We start from the raw sequence: 15311 nt of genomic DNA on the forward strand, positions 1-15311 counted from the left end.
CGCCCTACGAGCTAATCTGTAAGGGCTGGATTTCATAGAGTGATAACCTGGCATAATCCGGTCACAGTCCCGTTCGTGCGGTTCCCGTAAGTGCGGCGGTGGCTGTATTGGACAGCAACAGGCGAGAACAATAGATCGTAACTAAAGGGCCATGTTTAGTGGTTACCCACGCCGCGCATTAATGTGTAGGACGGGATAGCCGGGCGACCCGCCGAGCCCGCCGGCGGATTGAGAAAAGCAAGGGCGTGGACGAATACGAACTGCGTTTCGCTAATCCACTTACATGTGGGTCCGTCCGTTATATTCGAGGTTTACAGATGTCTCATCCTGATTCTGAAGCAGAGATTATTTCCCCAATTGATCCAGAGCGGGCGGCAGTTGTTTTGCCTTGTGAACCTCACCAGTTTCGGGAGTTCATCTCAGGTCTGCTTGGTAAGCCGCAGGTGATCGATCGAACTATATCAGGGCCCTTCTGTGTGGCGAAGAGCGACATTGAAGACTTGTTCATCTTGTTAGATCAGAGGGTGTCATCTCAGAATGATTCCACCCTTATTCAATTCACGGCGCGGATATTCTACAAAGACAATTCTTCTGTGTTGCTGAATTCGTTTTCTGATTTTGCGAGCTACAAGGAGGTCAAGCCTCTTGTCTCGACTGCGGTCCAACTAGGATGGACCTATCTTATCAAGTTCAGAAACAAGAATGTGCACGAGAAGCAGCAGATAGATGTTGGCTTTTTGGGGGATCCGCATCGAAGACTCGATCTCGACGAGTTTCGATTTAGGTCGATGGAGTTTCGGAATTCTGGCTTTATATCGTTGCGGATAAGTCATACTGATCGGACCTGGGGGACGGATATTGAAGCTCTTCTCTCGGGGCATCTGACGCGCTTAGTGCGCCAGCAATCCCCTTTGCGATCATTCGCTCGGCGCTATTCTACTCAAATTGGGTTTTTGACTTTTGCCGCCCTGATTTGCTCGTTTCTCTACGGAGGTTGGATTGCTTTAGATGATTACAAGGATCAAGTGACGCGGGGAGCTCGTGAAGTCCTTAGGATGGATTTTAGTCAGACAGCGACAATAGCAAGTGCGACCAAAGAAATTCTACAGCGCTTAGTCGACAGCCCGAACGAGCGATTGATCGGGATTTCATTGTTTGGCTTTTTGCTAGCGCTAGGGGTTAGTGCAATTCTTGCGACAATGGTGGGCGAATATGCAAGCGAACGAAAGCCGAGCTTTGTTGCGCTTACCGACAAGACTATCGAGTTGCGTGATGCGACGTTGTCGCGTGATTGGGACAATTGGTTCTTTTTCGTTTGCTCTATTCTCGGTTCGATTATTCTTTCAGTATTGGGAAATTACGCGTTTTATCTCATTGTCAAACGATTCTTGGAGTGAGCCAATCTAGACAGGGCCTCAAAGTCGCCCTTGACAAAATTCCCATAGGATCATATACCCACGCCGGTCCCGTCCACGAGGGGCGCTTCTAGAGGCGTCTTGGAGTGGGGCGGGGTGTGGCGCCTGCGGGCGGGGGGCAGACGTGTTCTCCGCACTCGGGACGCTTCGGGTCGCCGTCCGGGCCCACTACGAGGCTCTGCCACTTGGTAGTTGGCTGGACGCGGCACAGGCGAAGGCGGGAGAAATCCCTCCGGATCAACAGGGTTTCATTACCCGGACCTGCGCCCGGAAGCACGGCCCTGAAGCGACAAGTCGCCACGGTGGAGCGCCGGAAGGCGTTTCCGCGGCCTCTGATTGCCGGCGATCCGGTGATCACGCTGCGGCAACCACGACCAAGGTGCGCCTTTCGGCGCTCCGCCGCCCCTCATCGTCGCGAGGGGCGGAACGTCCGCACAACTCGGGCGCCGGTTGCGCCGCGAGAACTCGGACGTTCGGCCGGGGCCGGTGTCGCCGAGGCGGCAGCGCCCGGGTCCGCAGTCCAGCCGGCGCAATCCGCGCCGGGTTGCGCGCTCCGAGCCGCGGCTCCGCGCCGCGCGGCGGTCCCGGATGTCGCTGCGCTCATCCGGGCTACGGGGCTACCGGGCAGGCCACGCGCCGAGCGCGCCGCATTCCGGCCGTGACCCGATGGCGCTTTTGCGCTAGGCACAGCCTCAACCCCGGAGCTTTCATCCTATGAGCCGTCGTACCAAGAAACCCCTCGCCAAGCGCGGCCCCGGCGGCGATCGCCCCAAAGCCGGCCGGCCCGCCGCGAAGCGGGGGCCGGCTGCCAGCGGGCCGGTGCGCGGCAATCGCGGCGAGGACGGCCGCCCGATCTCGGCGCGGCCGCAGCGCGAGCCGCGTGGCGAGCGCGCCGAGCGGCCTGCCACGAAGCGTCCCGCCGCCGAGCGACCCGAACGTCCCGCGTCCGATCGCCCGCAGAGCGCGCGTCCCGGCCGTCCGCCGGCGCGGTTCGGCGCGTCATCCGCCACGCGGCCGCCGCGTGCGCAGCGTCCCGAGGCCGCAATCGAGCCCGAGAAGGCCGCCAAGCCCGACGCGCCGCTGCCGACCAAGGTCGAGACCGTGGTCGTCACCGCCGACGAGAACGGCATGCGGGTCGATCGCTTCCTCGAGGGGCGGTTTCCGGGTCTGTCATTCTCCCACATCCAGCGCATCGTCCGCAAAGGCGAGCTGCGGGTGAACGGCAAGCGCGCCGATTCCAAGGACCGGCTGGAGGAGGGCCAGAGCGTGCGGATTCCGCCGCTCAAGCTCGACACGCCGAAGGCGCCCGGGCATCTGTCGGAGGCCGAGCAGAAGACGCTGGCGGCGCTGAAGGCGATGACGCTGTACGAGGACGCCGACGTGCTGGTGCTGAACAAGCCCGCGGGCCTGGCGGTGCAGGGCGGCAGCGGCACCACCAAGCACATCGACCTGATGCTCGAGGTGATGCGCGACAGCAAGGGCCAGAAGCCGCGGCTGGTGCACCGCATCGACAAGGAGACCGCGGGCTGCCTGCTGGTGGCGAAGACGCGCTTCGCCGCCACCGCGCTGACCGGCTCGTTCCGCCACCGCTCGGCGCGGAAGATCTACTGGGCGCTGGTCGCCGGCGTGCCGAAGCCGAAGCAGGGCCGGATCTCGACCTATCTGGCCAAGGAGGAGAGCGAGGACGACAGCATCATGCGGATCGCCGAGCACGGCGACGAGGGCGCCAGCCACGCGGTGACCTACTACGCGGTGGTCGAGACCTCGGCACAGAAGCTCGCCTGGGTGTCGCTGAAGCCGGTGACCGGGCGCACCCATCAGCTCCGCGCCCATATGGCGCATATCGGCCACGCCATCGTCGGCGATCCGAAATACTTCAACATCGAGAACTGGCAATTGCCGGGCGGCCTGCAGAAGCGGCTGCATCTGTTGGCGCGACGCATCGTGATTCCGCATCCGCGCGGCGGCACCATCGACGTCTCGGCGCCGCTGCCGCCGCACATGCTGCAGAGCTGGAACCTGCTCGGGCTGGAGCACGACCGGTTCGATCCGATCGAGCATGCGCCGGAAGAATGAGCGCGCAACGCGCCGGCCCGGCTTGCGGATTTGCGGCGCGATGCCGACATGTTGCCGATGAAACGGATCGTGCCTTGGCTGCTCGCCGCAGCGCTTCTTGTTCCGCCCGGCGCCGCGTCGGCGCAGATCATTCTGGGGACGCAGCCCTCGCTGCTGCCGCCGCCCCCGGCGCCTCCGCCGCCGCCGCCGGTCTACGTGCCGCCGGTGCCGCAGCTCGGCGACCCGCCGCCCACCCCCCGGGCGCAGCTGCCGAACCAGCGCCGCTCGTTCGGCGACCGCATCACCGATTGCCTCACCGACGGCAATGCGGCGCGGTTGTCGCCGAACGACCGCGCGGCGTATTCGCGCGGCTGCGCCAATCAATGACCAACGGACCGATCGATGCGTGAATTGTTCGACGACGTCGCAGGCCAATCGATGCTCGACCCTGAAGAAGCGGTGCGGCGCACGACGCGTACGTCGCTGCCGAAGCGGTTCTACACCACGGCCGCGATCAGCGAAACGCCGGACGGCTTTGCGATCACGCTCGACGGAAGGCCGATCAAGACGCCGACGCGCAACGCGCTCGCGGCGCCGAGCCGCGATCTCGCCGAAGCGATCGCCGCCGAATGGCAGGCGCAGCAGGAGCTGATCGATCCGATCACGATGCCGCTGACGCGGCTCGCCAACAGCGTGATCGACGGCGTCGCCGGCCGGATCGACGAAGTCACCGACGACATCGCCAAGTACTTCGGCTCCGATCTCTTGTTCTATCGCGCCGGCCATCCGGAGGAACTGATCGCGCGCGAGGCGCAGCATTGGGACCCGGTGCTGTTCTGGGCCGCGGAGGAATTCGGCGCGCATTTCATCCTCGCCGAGGGCATCATCCATGTCGACCAGCCGGAAACCGCGATCGCCGCCGCGCGCGCGGCGCTGCCGCGGCATCCGTGGTCGGTCGGTGCGCTGCATGTGGTGACCACGATCACCGGCTCGGCGCTGCTGGCGCTGGCGCTGGCGCACGGCCGGCTCGATCCGGAGCAGGTCTGGGCCGCGGCGCATGTCGACGAGGACTGGAACATCGCGCGCTGGGGGCTGGACGACGAAGTCGCGGCGCGGCGGGCGGCGCGGCAGGTCGAGTTCCAGGCCGCGGCGCGGGTGCTGGCGGCGCTGTCGCCGCGTGCAATCGCGCCTGGAAGTTAACGAGGGGTTTACGGCCGTCGGATAGCTTGACCGGACACGCGCGGGGCGAAGGCATCTCGATGGCGATCTCGGTCAATCCGAACCTTCCGGTGCTCGCCCTTCAGGGCGTGACCGCCGATGTCGCGCTGCAGCCCGGCACGGTGGTGCAGGCCAAAGTGCTGTCGATCCTCGACAACAACCAGGTCCGGATCGCGATCGGCGGCCAGACCGTGGAGGCCACCACGCAGATTCCGCTGCAGCCCGGGCAGAGCCTGCAGGTCGCGGTGTCGCAGACCGATCAGGGCATTCGCCTCGCGGTGGTCAACCAGCCGGCGACGGCGTCGGTCACGACCGCCAATCTCGCCGCGTCCAGCGCCGCGCTCGACACCGTCACGCTGGCGCCGCAGGCGATCACGCTCACGGCGCAAGCCGCACCCAGCATCGTGCCGTCGGCCAATGCGCTGACGCCGCAGCAACTCACGGCCCTGACGACCGCGGCGCAAATCGCCGCCACGCAGCAGACCGGGCTGTCGTCGCTGTTCGCCAATCTCGACGCGGCGACCGATCTCGCCAGCCTGCCGCAAGCGGTGCGCGCGGCGGTGGAGCAGGTGCTGGCGCAGCGCGCCAATCTCACGCCGGCGCTGACCGGCGCGGATATCCAGCGCGCGTTTCAGGGGTCGGGCATCCTGCTCGAAGCGTCGCTGGCGACCGGCGCGCAGCCGGCGACCGCCGGCACCGATCTCAAGGCGGCGCTGATCGTGCTGCGCCAGGTGCTGAGCAGCGCGCTCGGCGGCAGCGCGACCGCCGCGCAAGCGGCGTCGACAGCCACGACCACGCCGCTCCTTCAGAGCGGGCAGGGCACGCAGTTACTTGCTCAGGCCGCGCTGCTCGCCACGCAGGCCGAACTGCCGAACGCGACAGCGCCAACGACCGCGCAGGCGACGACGCCGTTCGCGACCGCCGGCCTGGCGACCGCGACGTCGCAGATGCTCGCGTCGCTCGGAATCTCGGTCGCCGCCACCTCGGGTGCTGCGACCGACGCGGCCGAGCAGGCGCTGGTCCGCAACGTGATCAATCAGCTCACCAACGTCAACGCGTCGGCACCGGCATCGCCGACCGCGGCGGCCGCGACAGCAGAGTCCGCCGCGGCGCTGAGCGCGCTGCAAGCGGCGATCCAGGCCAATCCGCAGACCGCGGCGCTGCTCGCCAAGGCCGGCTTCGCCAACAACGCGCTGCTGCTGTCGCTGCTGCCGGCGGTGGCCGGCGGCGCGCGCGCGGGCAAGGTCGACGACAATGCGATCGCGCGCACCAACACGCCGCCGCCGCCGATCGGCGGCGCGCTGCCGGCGGCACAGCCGGTGATGCCGGCGAATCTCGATCCGCACGCGCCGCTCGACGCCACGCTGCGTCGCATCCTCACCGAGACCGAAGGTTCGCTGGCGCGGCAGACGCTGTTGCAGGTCGCCTCGCTGCCGGATCGGACCGAACTCGCCGCGGCGAAATTCGACGCGCCGCAGCCGCGCTGGAGCTTCGAGATCCCGTTCACCACGCCGCAGGGCACCGCGGTGGCGCAATTCGAAATCTCCCGCGACGGCGACGACGGCCAGACCGGCGCCGCCACGCACCGGGTGTGGCGGGCGCGTTTCTCGCTGGACGTCGAGCCGGCCGGCCCGGTGCACGCGCTGATTTCGCTGCAGGGCGAGAAGACCTCGGTGCGGATGTGGGCGGAGCGGCCGTCCACCGCGACGCAGCTCCGCGCCGGCGCCGCGCAACTCAGCGCCGCGCTCAGCCGCGCCGAACTGACGCCGGGCGACATCGTCATTCGCGACGGCGCGCCGACCGCGCCGCCGCCGGCTGCGGCCGGCCATTTCCTGGATCGCGCGCTGTGACCGTCAGTATCAAGAACCAGATCGCGGTCGCGCTGTACTACGACAAAGGCGGCGCGCCGCGCGTCGTCGCCAAGGGCAGGGGCACGATCGGCGCCAAGATCATCGAGGTCGCGAAGGAGCACAATGTTCCGATCGAGGAGAACGAAGTGCTGGCCGGGGCACTGTCGCATGTCGAACTCGGCGACGAGATCCCCGAAGAACTCTACAAGGCGGTGGCCGAGGTGCTGGTGTTCGTGCTGAAACTGTCGGGCCGGACGCCGGGCTAAGCTTCTCGCCGTCATTGCGAGCGTAGCGAAGCAATCCAGCGCCGTGCATGGAGCCGCTGGATTGCTTCGTCGCTGCGCTCCTCGCAATGACGGTGAGGTTGATAGCTCGACGGCCATCGTTTCACCACGAGCCTCGCGCATCGTCCGCGCTTTATCCATCCTCGAGGATCATCCATTGCTCACCCGCCGTTCCGCCCTCGGCCTCTGCGCCGCCGCCCTGCTACCCACCCCCCGGGCGTTTGCGGAGGTCGCGCCGCCGCGCAGTGAAATCCGCGCCAGCCTCGCCAAACGTTTCACCGACGAGGGCACGGCAGGGACTTTCGTCGGCTACAAGACCGACGACTACCTGATCATCGCCAGCGATGCGCAGCGCTCCGGCGAAGCGTTCCTGCCGGCCTCGACCTTCAAGGTGCCGAACTCGCTGATCGCGCTCGAGACCGGCGTGGTCGGCGATCCGGACAAGGATGTGTTCAAGTGGGACGGCGTCACCCGCGGCATCGAGGCGTGGAATCGCGACCACACGCTGCGCAGCGCGATCGCGGCCTCGGCGGTGCCGGTGTATCAGGAGATCGCCCGCCGCATCGGCGCCGAGAGAATGCAGAACTACGTGAATTTGTTCGACTACGGCAACCGCAACATTGGCGGCGGCATCGACCGGTTCTGGCTGACCGGCGATCTGCGGATCGACTGCATTCAGCAGATCGACTTCCTCGACCGGCTGCGCCGCCGCGCGCTGCCGATCGGAAAGCGCAGCCAGGATCTGGTCGTCGACATCCTGCCGGTGACGAAAGTCGGCGATGCGGTGATCCGCGCCAAGACCGGGCTGCTCGGCGCCGAGAAGGGCCAGCCGTCGCTCGGCTGGCTGGTCGGCTGGGCCGAGAAGGGCGATCGGCAGACGGTGTTCGCGCTCAATCTCGACGCAAGCGAACCGCGCCACGCCGCGGCGCGGATGACGCTGGCGCAGAAGTGTCTGGCGGATATCGGCGCGATCTGAACGCTTAGTTCGCCTCGGCGGGACCGGCAGCGACGGGCTTGCGCTTGCCGAGCCGGCCGAGATGGGTGTCGTGGAAGCTCGATCCGTATTTCAGGCCGAAGCCGAGCATCCGGTCGAAGCCGATATGGGCGAACCAGATCAGCGCCAGCGTGCCGGCCATCGGCCACAGCACGAGAAGGCCGGCGATCGCCAGCACCAGCGGCGCGACCGTCGTATGCAGCGCGTTGTAGACGATCGCGCCGATCCGCTGCCCGGCGAGATAGCCGAGCATGCCGAGATCGGGCGCGAAGAACAGGATCGCGTACAACTCCCAGGGCGCGTCCGAGATCAGATAGAACAGCGATGCGCCGATGAACAGCGCAGCGCCCTCGGCGCGCATCAGCGAGGCCAAGCCGCCGCGCACCGCGCCGGGATTGGTGGGTTCAGTGGTGGCCTCGGTCATGCGGTGCTCCTGCGCGGGACACGCGATATAGGGCGGTTTGCGCGGCAACGCCATCGCGCTTTCGCATCCGGCCGATGCAGTTTTGAAGGCGGTGGCCGGCTGCCGGCCGGGTCGCGTCCGGCGCAGCCGCGCCGCGGACCGTTGGAACGCGCCGAAAGGGTTATTCCAATCCGTCCCGAGGTGGTTTCCTCCTTCCGAAGCCCCGTGCTAGAAGGCCTTGATTATCGCGGCGATCCGGGGGCACAAATCCGGCACGCCATGCGGCGGGACAACGACATCAAGAAGCGCGGCTCAACCTCATGAAACACATCCTTGAAGCACTCGACGAACGCCGGGCGGCGGCCAAACTCGGCGGCGGCGAGAAGCGCATCGACGCGCAGCACGCCCGCGGCCGGCTCACCGCTCGGGAGCGCATCGACCTGCTGCTCGACAAGCATTCGTTCGAGGAGATGGACATGTTCGTCCAGCACCGCTCGACCGAATTCGGGATGGAGAACACCAAAATTCCGGGTGACGGTGTGGTCACCGGCTGGGGCACCGTCAACGGCCGCAAGACCTTCGTGTTCGCCAAGGACTTCACCGTGTTCGGCGGCTCGCTGTCGGAGACCCACGCCGCCAAGATCACCAAGATCCAGGACATGGCGCTGAAGGCCCGCGCCCCGATCATCGGCCTGTACGACGCCGGCGGCGCGCGCATCCAGGAGGGCGTCGCGGCCCTCGCCGGTTACTCTTACGTGTTCCGCCGGGTGGTGCAGGCCTCCGGCGTGATCCCGCAGATCAGCGTCATCATGGGCCCCTGCGCCGGCGGCGACGTCTACGCCCCGGCGATGACCGACTTCATCTTCATGGTGAAGAACACCAGCTACATGTTCGTCACCGGCCCCGACGTGGTGAAGACCGTGACCAACGAAGTCGTCACGCCGGAAGAGCTCGGCGGCGCCTCGGTCCACGCCACCCGCTCCTCGATCGCCGACGGCGCGTTCGAGAACGACGTCGAGACGCTGCTGCAGATGCGCCGGCTGCTCGACTTCCTGCCCGCCAATTCGTCGGACGGCGTGCCGGAATGGCCGAGCTTCGACGATATCGAGCGCGAGGACTTCTCGCTCGACACGCTGATCCCGGACAATCCGAACAAGCCCTACGACATGAAGGAGCTGATCCTGAAGGTCGTCGACGAGGGCGACTTCTTCGAATTGTCGGACGCCTTCGCCAAGAACATCATCACCGGTTTCGGCCGTATCGCCGGCCGCACCGTCGGCTTCGTCGCCAACCAGCCGATGGTGCTGGCGGGCGTGCTCGACTCGGACGCCTCGCGCAAGGCGGCGCGGTTCGTGCGGTTCTGCGACAGCTTCAACATCCCGATCGTCACCTTCGTCGACGTGCCGGGCTTCCTGCCCGGCACCGCGCAGGAATATGGCGGGCTGATCAAGCACGGCGCGAAGCTCCTGTTCGCGTTCTCGCAATGCACCGTGCCGCTGGTGACGCTGATCACCCGCAAGGCCTATGGCGGCGCGTTCGACGTGATGGCCTCCAAGGAAATCGGCGCCGATATCAACTACGCTTGGCCGACCGCGCAGATCGCGGTGATGGGCGCCAAGGGCGCGGTCGAGATCATCTTCCGTCAGGACATGAACGATCCCGACAAGATCGCCGCCCGCACCAAGGAATACGAAGACCGCTTCCTGTCGCCCTTCATCGCCGCCGAACGCGGCTACATCGACGACGTGATCATGCCGCATGCGACGCGGCGGAGGATCGCGCGCGCGCTGGCGATGCTGCGCGACAAGCACGTCGACCTGCCGCTGAAGAAGCACGACAATATGCCGTTGTGAGGGAAGTTTGAATCCTGAAGAATTGGCTCGTTATTTGGTGGATCGGCTTGAAGAAGCGCGTAGCGAACGCCTTCAGGCGTTGCTTGACGAGTCTTTTGTTTGCTATTCAATTGGCCGGCATCTGGTCCCACAAGGATTTTCAGTCAAATCTGAGGCTAGCTTGCAGAGCATCCTTAGTAGCGTTGGACAGCAGCAGAGTGGTTATTTGGCGTATGACTTGACAGCAGTCCCTGATGGCAATTCCAGTAGTCTCAGAAACTTGGTGTTCGAGGTCAGCTTCTTGAGAGAAGGGAAGGGATGGCGAGCTTCAAAAATCTATCGTGATCTTATGCGGCTTTGCTATCTTCAGTGTGGGAATTGGTCCCACTTTCTGGTGGTGTGCTACACGATATCATCTACCCCTAAGCTTCCATTGCTCGAGGCGGGCTCGGAGGTGTCTGTCCGGTTTGACCAAGCGTTGGGAGGCGAGGCGAATGAGGCGGCCCACTTTTTTCTGATGAATTTCGGAACGGCCAACGCCAAAAGTTTGGTTGGATTCCTCTAGGGTGCTCAGTCCTTCGAACGGTCGTGTCGAAAGGAATCTTTGTGGCCGCCGTATTATCTGTCGAGCCCTATCGAGCCGCGCAACAAGAGTAGATAGATTGCAGCAACCGTAGGTTTTGTAAACACGGGGCGTGATGCGTATAGTCATCTTCAGGCTATGACATCCAATTTATTGCATCACATTCTTTACGCCGCCTGCGCCTTTCTCGGCCTGATCCGCTTCAGCTCTTCAGCGCTATTGTCTTCCGCGACCCCGAGATCGAACTGCGCCTGCAGCTTCATCCAGAAATTCGGTGTCGTGCCGAAGTACTTCGCCAGTCGCAGCGCGGTGTCGGCTTTCACTGGCGCTTCTTGACGGGCTAGGCGCTCGATGCGGGTTCGCGGCACGCCGCAGGCTGCGGCGACCGCGTAGGCGACAGGTTCATCGGCAGGAGAAACTCCTCGCGCAGAATCTCGCCGGGATGAACAGGGGGAAGCTTCTTCGTCATCGTCGCCTCGCGCTAATGATAGTCGACGATCTCGACATCGTCCGGGGCGGTGTCTCTCCAGCGGAACACGATCTGCCATTGATCGTTGATCCGGACCGAATGATAACTCGTTCGACATTCTGGCTCGCCGGTCGCTTCGTATCAATCCTATGCCCGCCGCGTGGGTGTTGTTCGCGGCCCCGCACACGGTATTTTCCGCGCTTCATCCGCCGTTAGTTGTAGCGCTGCCTCCGCAACTTCGCTGGAAATGCTCCGCGAACCGGGACAAGATCGCCGCCTGAGCGCAACGCCTCCGCGGCATTTGTCGTCGCGGCCGATGGCGTGGGCGGCTCCGATTTTGAGACGAAACTGATTGCTCAACCCTGGAGGGCCGAACCATGCGTGCCCTGGTGATACTTCTTTTGATCGCCGCGGCGGCCTTGGCGGGCTGGCTGTATTTTCACGGCTCGTTCGACAGCTACCGGCAGAAGACCGGCGAAGCCTTCATCCGGGTCGGCGATTTTCGCGCGGCGCATCTGCCGTCCGCGAACTATGCCGGGCATTATCTGCCTTACGCGCTGTTCGCGCTGCGGGCCTATGATCCGGCCGGACCCGGCGGTTCGCCGAAGCTGAATGCGTTGCTGGAGCGGCCGGCACCGGACGATCCTGCGCGGAGCCGGATCACCGCCGAACTGCGCGGCGGCTGGCTCGGCGACTGGGCGTTGATCGAGCAGGGCGAGGGGCCGTTGCCGTGTCCCGACGGCGACGGGCAGTGCGGCGGCCGGGCGCTCGGCGGGCTCGGCTACAAGGTGTTCAGCTCGCAGGCGCGCAACGAGATCGTCGTCGCCTTCCGCGGCACCGACTTCAAGGAGGCGCATGACTGGATCGCCAATCTGCGCTGGGTGACGCGGTTTCTGCCGTACTATGATCAATACGCGCAGGTGCAGCGCCACATCGGGCCGATCCTCGACCGGGCGCTGGCGGCGCACAAGCTGGCTGATCCGACGATCGTCGCCACCGGGCATTCGCTCGGCGGCGGGCTGGCGCAGCAGGCGGCCTACAAGGACGGCCGCATCCGCGCGGTCTATGCGTTCGATCCCTCGACCGTCACCGGCTATTACGATCCCGGCGTTCCGGGCAAGGAGAATTCGGTCGGCCTGCTGATCGATCGGGTGTATCAGCGCGGCGAGGTGCTGGCCTATCTGCGGTTCCTGATGACGCAGCTTTATCCGGTGGCGGCCTTCAATCCGCAGATCCGCACCGTGCGGTTCAGCTTCGGTGCCGAGGGCGGCGTCGTCGCCAGGCACAACATGGCGGATCTCGCCGCCGGCCTGCTCGAAACCTCGGGAACGCCGGAGGCATGGGCCGCGCGCGCCCTGCCGCTGCCGAATGCGCCCGGCAGCGACCCCGGCGAGACCTGGATCTATCGCCTCGTCGACTGGATCAACCGCAAGTAATTGAACCGGCCGGCGGTCGGCGACGACCAAGGCGATCGGGCAGGTCCGACGCAGGCCGCGTGGCCGCGATGCCGGCCCGGTCCGCGATATTGTAAACGGCCGCGGTCTCGGGCAGAGTTTCGTCGTCCCGCCGCAGGTTCGCCCTCATGCATCGTATCGTCGTCGCCGTCCTCACCTTCGCCGCCGTGCTGGCGCCACTCGCTTCGGCCGAGGCGCTGGAGCAGATGCTGCTGAAGCCGCCGAAGGGCTTCAAGGTTGTGGCCGAGTCCAAGACCGACACGACGAGCACGGCGGTGATGGTTCCGGACGGCCAGAGCGTGGCGAACTGGACCGAGAAACTGACGACGCAGGTCCTGTTCAAACAGGCCGAGCAGTCGCCCTCCGCCTATCGGACGCGCTCCGAGAAGGCGGCGGCAGCCGAATGCCCCGGCGCGACCTTCGAGACGATCAAGGACGGCACCGAGAACCTGTATCCGATGGTCGCCTGGACCGAGACCTGTCCAAAGGCGAAGGACGGCGGCAAGCCCGAAATCACCTGGTCGAAGGCCGTGCGCGGCCGCGAGAATTTCTATCTGTTGCAGAAGGCGCACCGGTTCGAGCCCGATGCCAAGCAGCGCAAGGCGCTCGTCCGGCTGTTCGATGCGTCGAGAGTGTGTGACACCCGCGTGCCCGGCCATCGCTGCAAACAGAAGTGAGCCGCTTGCGCGACCAGCCGCGAGCGCCTGACGACAATGCGGCGACCCTGCGCCCGGCGCTCAGTCGATTTCGGCGTGGCGGCGTGTCCGCGTCGAGCCTATAACATCCGGACTGCAGCCATCATGGCATCGCGCGGCTAATCGACATGACCGTTCCGTGGCACCTCGTCGGGCTTGCTTTCCTGATTTGCCTGGCCGTTTCCGCGCCGGGCTTCCGGCGGGTCTATTACTTCGTCAGCCTGTGCTATGCGGGCGCCATCGCGGCGCAGAGCCTGGCGTTCGGGCTGGTGTTTCACGACACGGTGGGGGGATGGACGCTGCTGCAGCTCGCGCTGCTGCTCGTCTACGGCGTCCGGCTCGGCGGCTTCCTCGCGATTCGCGAGCGCAATTCCGTGTATGCGAAGGAACTCGCCGGCGCGGAGCGGCGCACGGCCGATGTGAAGCTCTGGCAGAAGGTCGCGATCTGGCTCGGCGTCAGCCTGCTGTACACGCTGCTGTTCCTGCCGGCATTGCTGACGCTGTCGCTGCAAGCCGCGGGCGTCTGGCCGGCATCGACGCCACTCGGCGTGATGGTGATGTTCGCCGGCCTGGTCATCGAGGGCGTCGCGGACTGGCAGAAATATCGCTACAAGCAAGCCAACCCGTCGCATTATTGCGACGTCGGGCTATACCGCATGGTGCGCTGCCCGAATTATTTCGGCGAGATGCTGTTCTGGTTCGGCGTCTGGCTGTCCGGCCTGTCGGCCTATGCGACGGTCGCGGCGTGGCTGCCGGCGACGCTGGGGATGCTGTATATCGAGGTGCTGATGATTGCGGCCGCCGCCGGCCTCGAGCGCAAGCAGGACGAGCGCTACGGCGCGCAGCCGGACTATCAGGACTACGTCCGGACCGTGCCGATCCTGTTTCCGGCCACCGCGATCTATTCGTTGCGCAAGCTGCGGCTGGCATTCCGCTAGCGAGGCGTGTCCGGCGATCGATGCTCGGTGTCGCCAACGAAAAAGCCCCGCGCGAACGGGGCTTCGTCGATGCGGTGTCGATCCGGATCAGTAGCGGCGCAGGCAGCGGCCGGCACGCCAGAAATAGCCCGGCGGGCAGACGCGCGGTGCGACGACGCGCGGCGGGACGACCACAACCGGCCCACGGCGATACATCGGACGGCAGCGGCCCATCGGACCGCGGGCCCAACCCGGGCCGCAGCCCTGGGCGACCTGAATGATGTCGGCCGGAGCGGACGAGGCGAGCGGCGCCAGCGGGATCGCGCTGGCTGCACCTGCGCCGACCAGCGTGGCTGCGAACACGGTCGCTGCGAAAACGGCTTTCATAATGGACTCCTCTGTTGCCTCGGCGCGGCGCAACACGCGTCCGTGCCCCGACGCCTACCTAGGCGAGTCGCCGTGAATAGGCCATGAACGCCGCGTTTCGAAGAGAGCGCCGTGCGGCCAGGATCGATGCGCAGCGCATGGAAATGCAGCGGATGCATCGCTGCACCCGCTGCTCAGGTCGATCCGCCGATCATGACTGTGTGCTACTTCGTTCCTTGGGACCCGGCCGGGCCGGTCGGCGATGTCGTGCCATCCGCCGTCGGCGGCACTGGCGGCGCCGCATTGTCGCGCGACGGCGCGGCTCCGGTGGTCATCCCCGGCTGCCGATTGATGCCCGGCGTCGCAGCCGGCGCAGCCGGATCGGTGGCGGGCGAGGTCTGCGCAGTCTGGCCTGCGGATGTTTCCGGCGGATTCGGAATCACGATCGCCTCGTCCTTCGGATCGAGAGACGACGTATTCAGGCCGTAGAACACCGCCGCGAACACCACCACGATAGCGACGGCAAACGCCGCAATCCGACCTGCGGTGGCCGGGCCTTGCTTCAATTCGGGATCGGCCTGAAGTTCGTGATCGAACTGCGACGGAGCCCGCCGATCGTCGGCCTGGACGCCGGGCCGAAGAGGATCGTTGGGATTGCGTGGCGCCATGAAGTCCTCCTTTCATTGACAGGGAATCAATCCAGCGCGTCCTGATCCGTTCCCCGCCGATTGCAATCGGCCCGCCTCGGGCGTTGCCGTTCCTGTTGCAGCGCGTCG

The 15311-nt window shown here is 65.5% G+C and carries 16 protein-coding genes; 12 read left to right on the forward strand and 4 right to left on the reverse strand.

What is annotated here, in order from left to right; genetic code table 11:
• The first annotated feature begins 317 nt into the window (after nucleotides 1-317).
• The 7 genes from RPB_RS11735 to RPB_RS11770 all read left to right on the forward strand — a co-directional run bounded on the left by RPB_RS11735 (nucleotide 318) and on the right by RPB_RS11770 (nucleotide 7798).
• Nucleotides 318-1397: a hypothetical protein gene (locus RPB_RS11735; protein ID WP_157038814.1), complete on the forward strand. Its 1080-nt coding sequence runs from the start codon at nucleotides 318-320 to the stop codon at nucleotides 1395-1397.
• A 732-nt stretch (nucleotides 1398-2129) separates the two neighbouring features.
• Nucleotides 2130-3491, forward strand: coding sequence for an RluA family pseudouridine synthase (locus tag RPB_RS11745; RefSeq protein ID WP_011441225.1), 1362 nt, complete (start codon nucleotides 2130-2132; stop codon nucleotides 3489-3491).
• Between the two features lie 48 nt (nucleotides 3492-3539).
• Entirely contained in the window at nucleotides 3540-3857 is a 318-nt protein-coding gene (locus tag RPB_RS11750) for a hypothetical protein (RefSeq protein ID WP_011441226.1), read from the forward strand.
• Between the two features lie 15 nt (nucleotides 3858-3872).
• A complete protein-coding gene (locus RPB_RS11755; protein WP_011441227.1) occupies nucleotides 3873-4670 on the forward strand; it encodes an ATP12 family chaperone protein in 798 nt (265 codons plus the stop codon).
• A 59-nt stretch (nucleotides 4671-4729) separates the two neighbouring features.
• A complete protein-coding gene (locus RPB_RS11760; RefSeq protein ID WP_041798217.1) occupies nucleotides 4730-6538 on the forward strand; it encodes a flagellar hook-length control protein FliK in 1809 nt (602 codons plus the stop codon).
• On the forward strand, nucleotides 6535-6804 hold the full coding sequence (locus tag RPB_RS11765) for an EscU/YscU/HrcU family type III secretion system export apparatus switch protein (protein WP_011441229.1): 270 nt from the start codon (nucleotides 6535-6537) through the stop codon (nucleotides 6802-6804). Before RPB_RS11760 ends, RPB_RS11765 begins: the two co-directional genes overlap by 4 nt.
• A 175-nt stretch (nucleotides 6805-6979) precedes the next feature.
• On the forward strand, nucleotides 6980-7798 hold the full coding sequence (locus RPB_RS11770; protein ID WP_011441230.1) for a penicillin-binding transpeptidase domain-containing protein: 819 nt from the start codon (nucleotides 6980-6982) through the stop codon (nucleotides 7796-7798).
• 4 nt (nucleotides 7799-7802) lie between these two features.
• On the opposite strand, the gene RPB_RS11775 is transcribed toward RPB_RS11770, so the two are convergent.
• Nucleotides 7803-8240, reverse strand: a complete 438-nt coding sequence (locus tag RPB_RS11775) for a DUF4260 domain-containing protein (RefSeq protein WP_011441231.1) — start codon at nucleotides 8238-8240, stop codon at nucleotides 7803-7805.
• A 299-nt stretch (nucleotides 8241-8539) separates the two neighbouring features.
• Here RPB_RS11775 and RPB_RS11780 point away from each other — a divergent pair, with 299 nt between their 5' ends.
• Both RPB_RS11780 and RPB_RS24580 read left to right on the forward strand, forming a co-directional pair.
• Nucleotides 8540-10072: an acyl-CoA carboxylase subunit beta gene (locus RPB_RS11780; protein WP_011441232.1), complete on the forward strand. Its 1533-nt coding sequence runs from the start codon at nucleotides 8540-8542 to the stop codon at nucleotides 10070-10072.
• Between the two features lie 7 nt (nucleotides 10073-10079).
• On the forward strand, nucleotides 10080-10616 hold the full coding sequence (locus tag RPB_RS24580; protein WP_157038816.1) for a hypothetical protein: 537 nt from the start codon (nucleotides 10080-10082) through the stop codon (nucleotides 10614-10616).
• Nucleotides 10617-10801: 185 nt separating this feature from the next.
• Here RPB_RS24580 and RPB_RS11790 read toward each other — a convergent pair whose 3' ends face one another.
• A complete protein-coding gene (locus RPB_RS11790; RefSeq protein WP_433993715.1) occupies nucleotides 10802-11221 on the reverse strand; it encodes a HigA family addiction module antitoxin in 420 nt (139 codons plus the stop codon).
• A 259-nt stretch (nucleotides 11222-11480) separates the two neighbouring features.
• On the opposite strand from RPB_RS11790, the gene RPB_RS11795 reads away from it, so the two are divergent.
• From RPB_RS11795 to RPB_RS11805, 3 genes are all read left to right on the forward strand, one after another.
• Nucleotides 11481-12539, forward strand: a complete 1059-nt coding sequence (locus tag RPB_RS11795) for a lipase family protein (protein ID WP_011441234.1) — start codon at nucleotides 11481-11483, stop codon at nucleotides 12537-12539.
• Nucleotides 12540-12685: 146 nt separating this feature from the next.
• Complete coding sequence (locus RPB_RS11800) at nucleotides 12686-13234, forward strand: hypothetical protein (RefSeq protein WP_011441235.1); 549 nt, start codon at nucleotides 12686-12688, stop codon at nucleotides 13232-13234.
• 146 nt (nucleotides 13235-13380) lie between these two features.
• Nucleotides 13381-14190: a DUF1295 domain-containing protein gene (locus RPB_RS11805; protein WP_011441236.1), complete on the forward strand. Its 810-nt coding sequence runs from the start codon at nucleotides 13381-13383 to the stop codon at nucleotides 14188-14190.
• An 87-nt stretch (nucleotides 14191-14277) separates the two neighbouring features.
• Here the strand turns inward: RPB_RS11805 and RPB_RS11810 are convergent, their stop codons facing one another.
• Nucleotides 14278-14556 (reverse strand): GCG_CRPN prefix-to-repeats domain-containing protein, encoded by a 279-nt coding sequence (locus tag RPB_RS11810; protein ID WP_011441237.1) that lies wholly within the window; start codon nucleotides 14554-14556, stop codon nucleotides 14278-14280.
• Nucleotides 14557-14759: 203 nt separating this feature from the next.
• Nucleotides 14760-15203 (reverse strand): hypothetical protein, encoded by a 444-nt coding sequence (locus RPB_RS11815; protein WP_011441238.1) that lies wholly within the window; start codon nucleotides 15201-15203, stop codon nucleotides 14760-14762.
• Nucleotides 15204-15311: the final 108 nt, after the last annotated feature.

Origin of the sequence: Rhodopseudomonas palustris HaA2 (assembly GCF_000013365.1) — a bacterium.
Classification (GTDB): domain Bacteria; phylum Pseudomonadota; class Alphaproteobacteria; order Rhizobiales; family Xanthobacteraceae; genus Rhodopseudomonas; species Rhodopseudomonas palustris_J.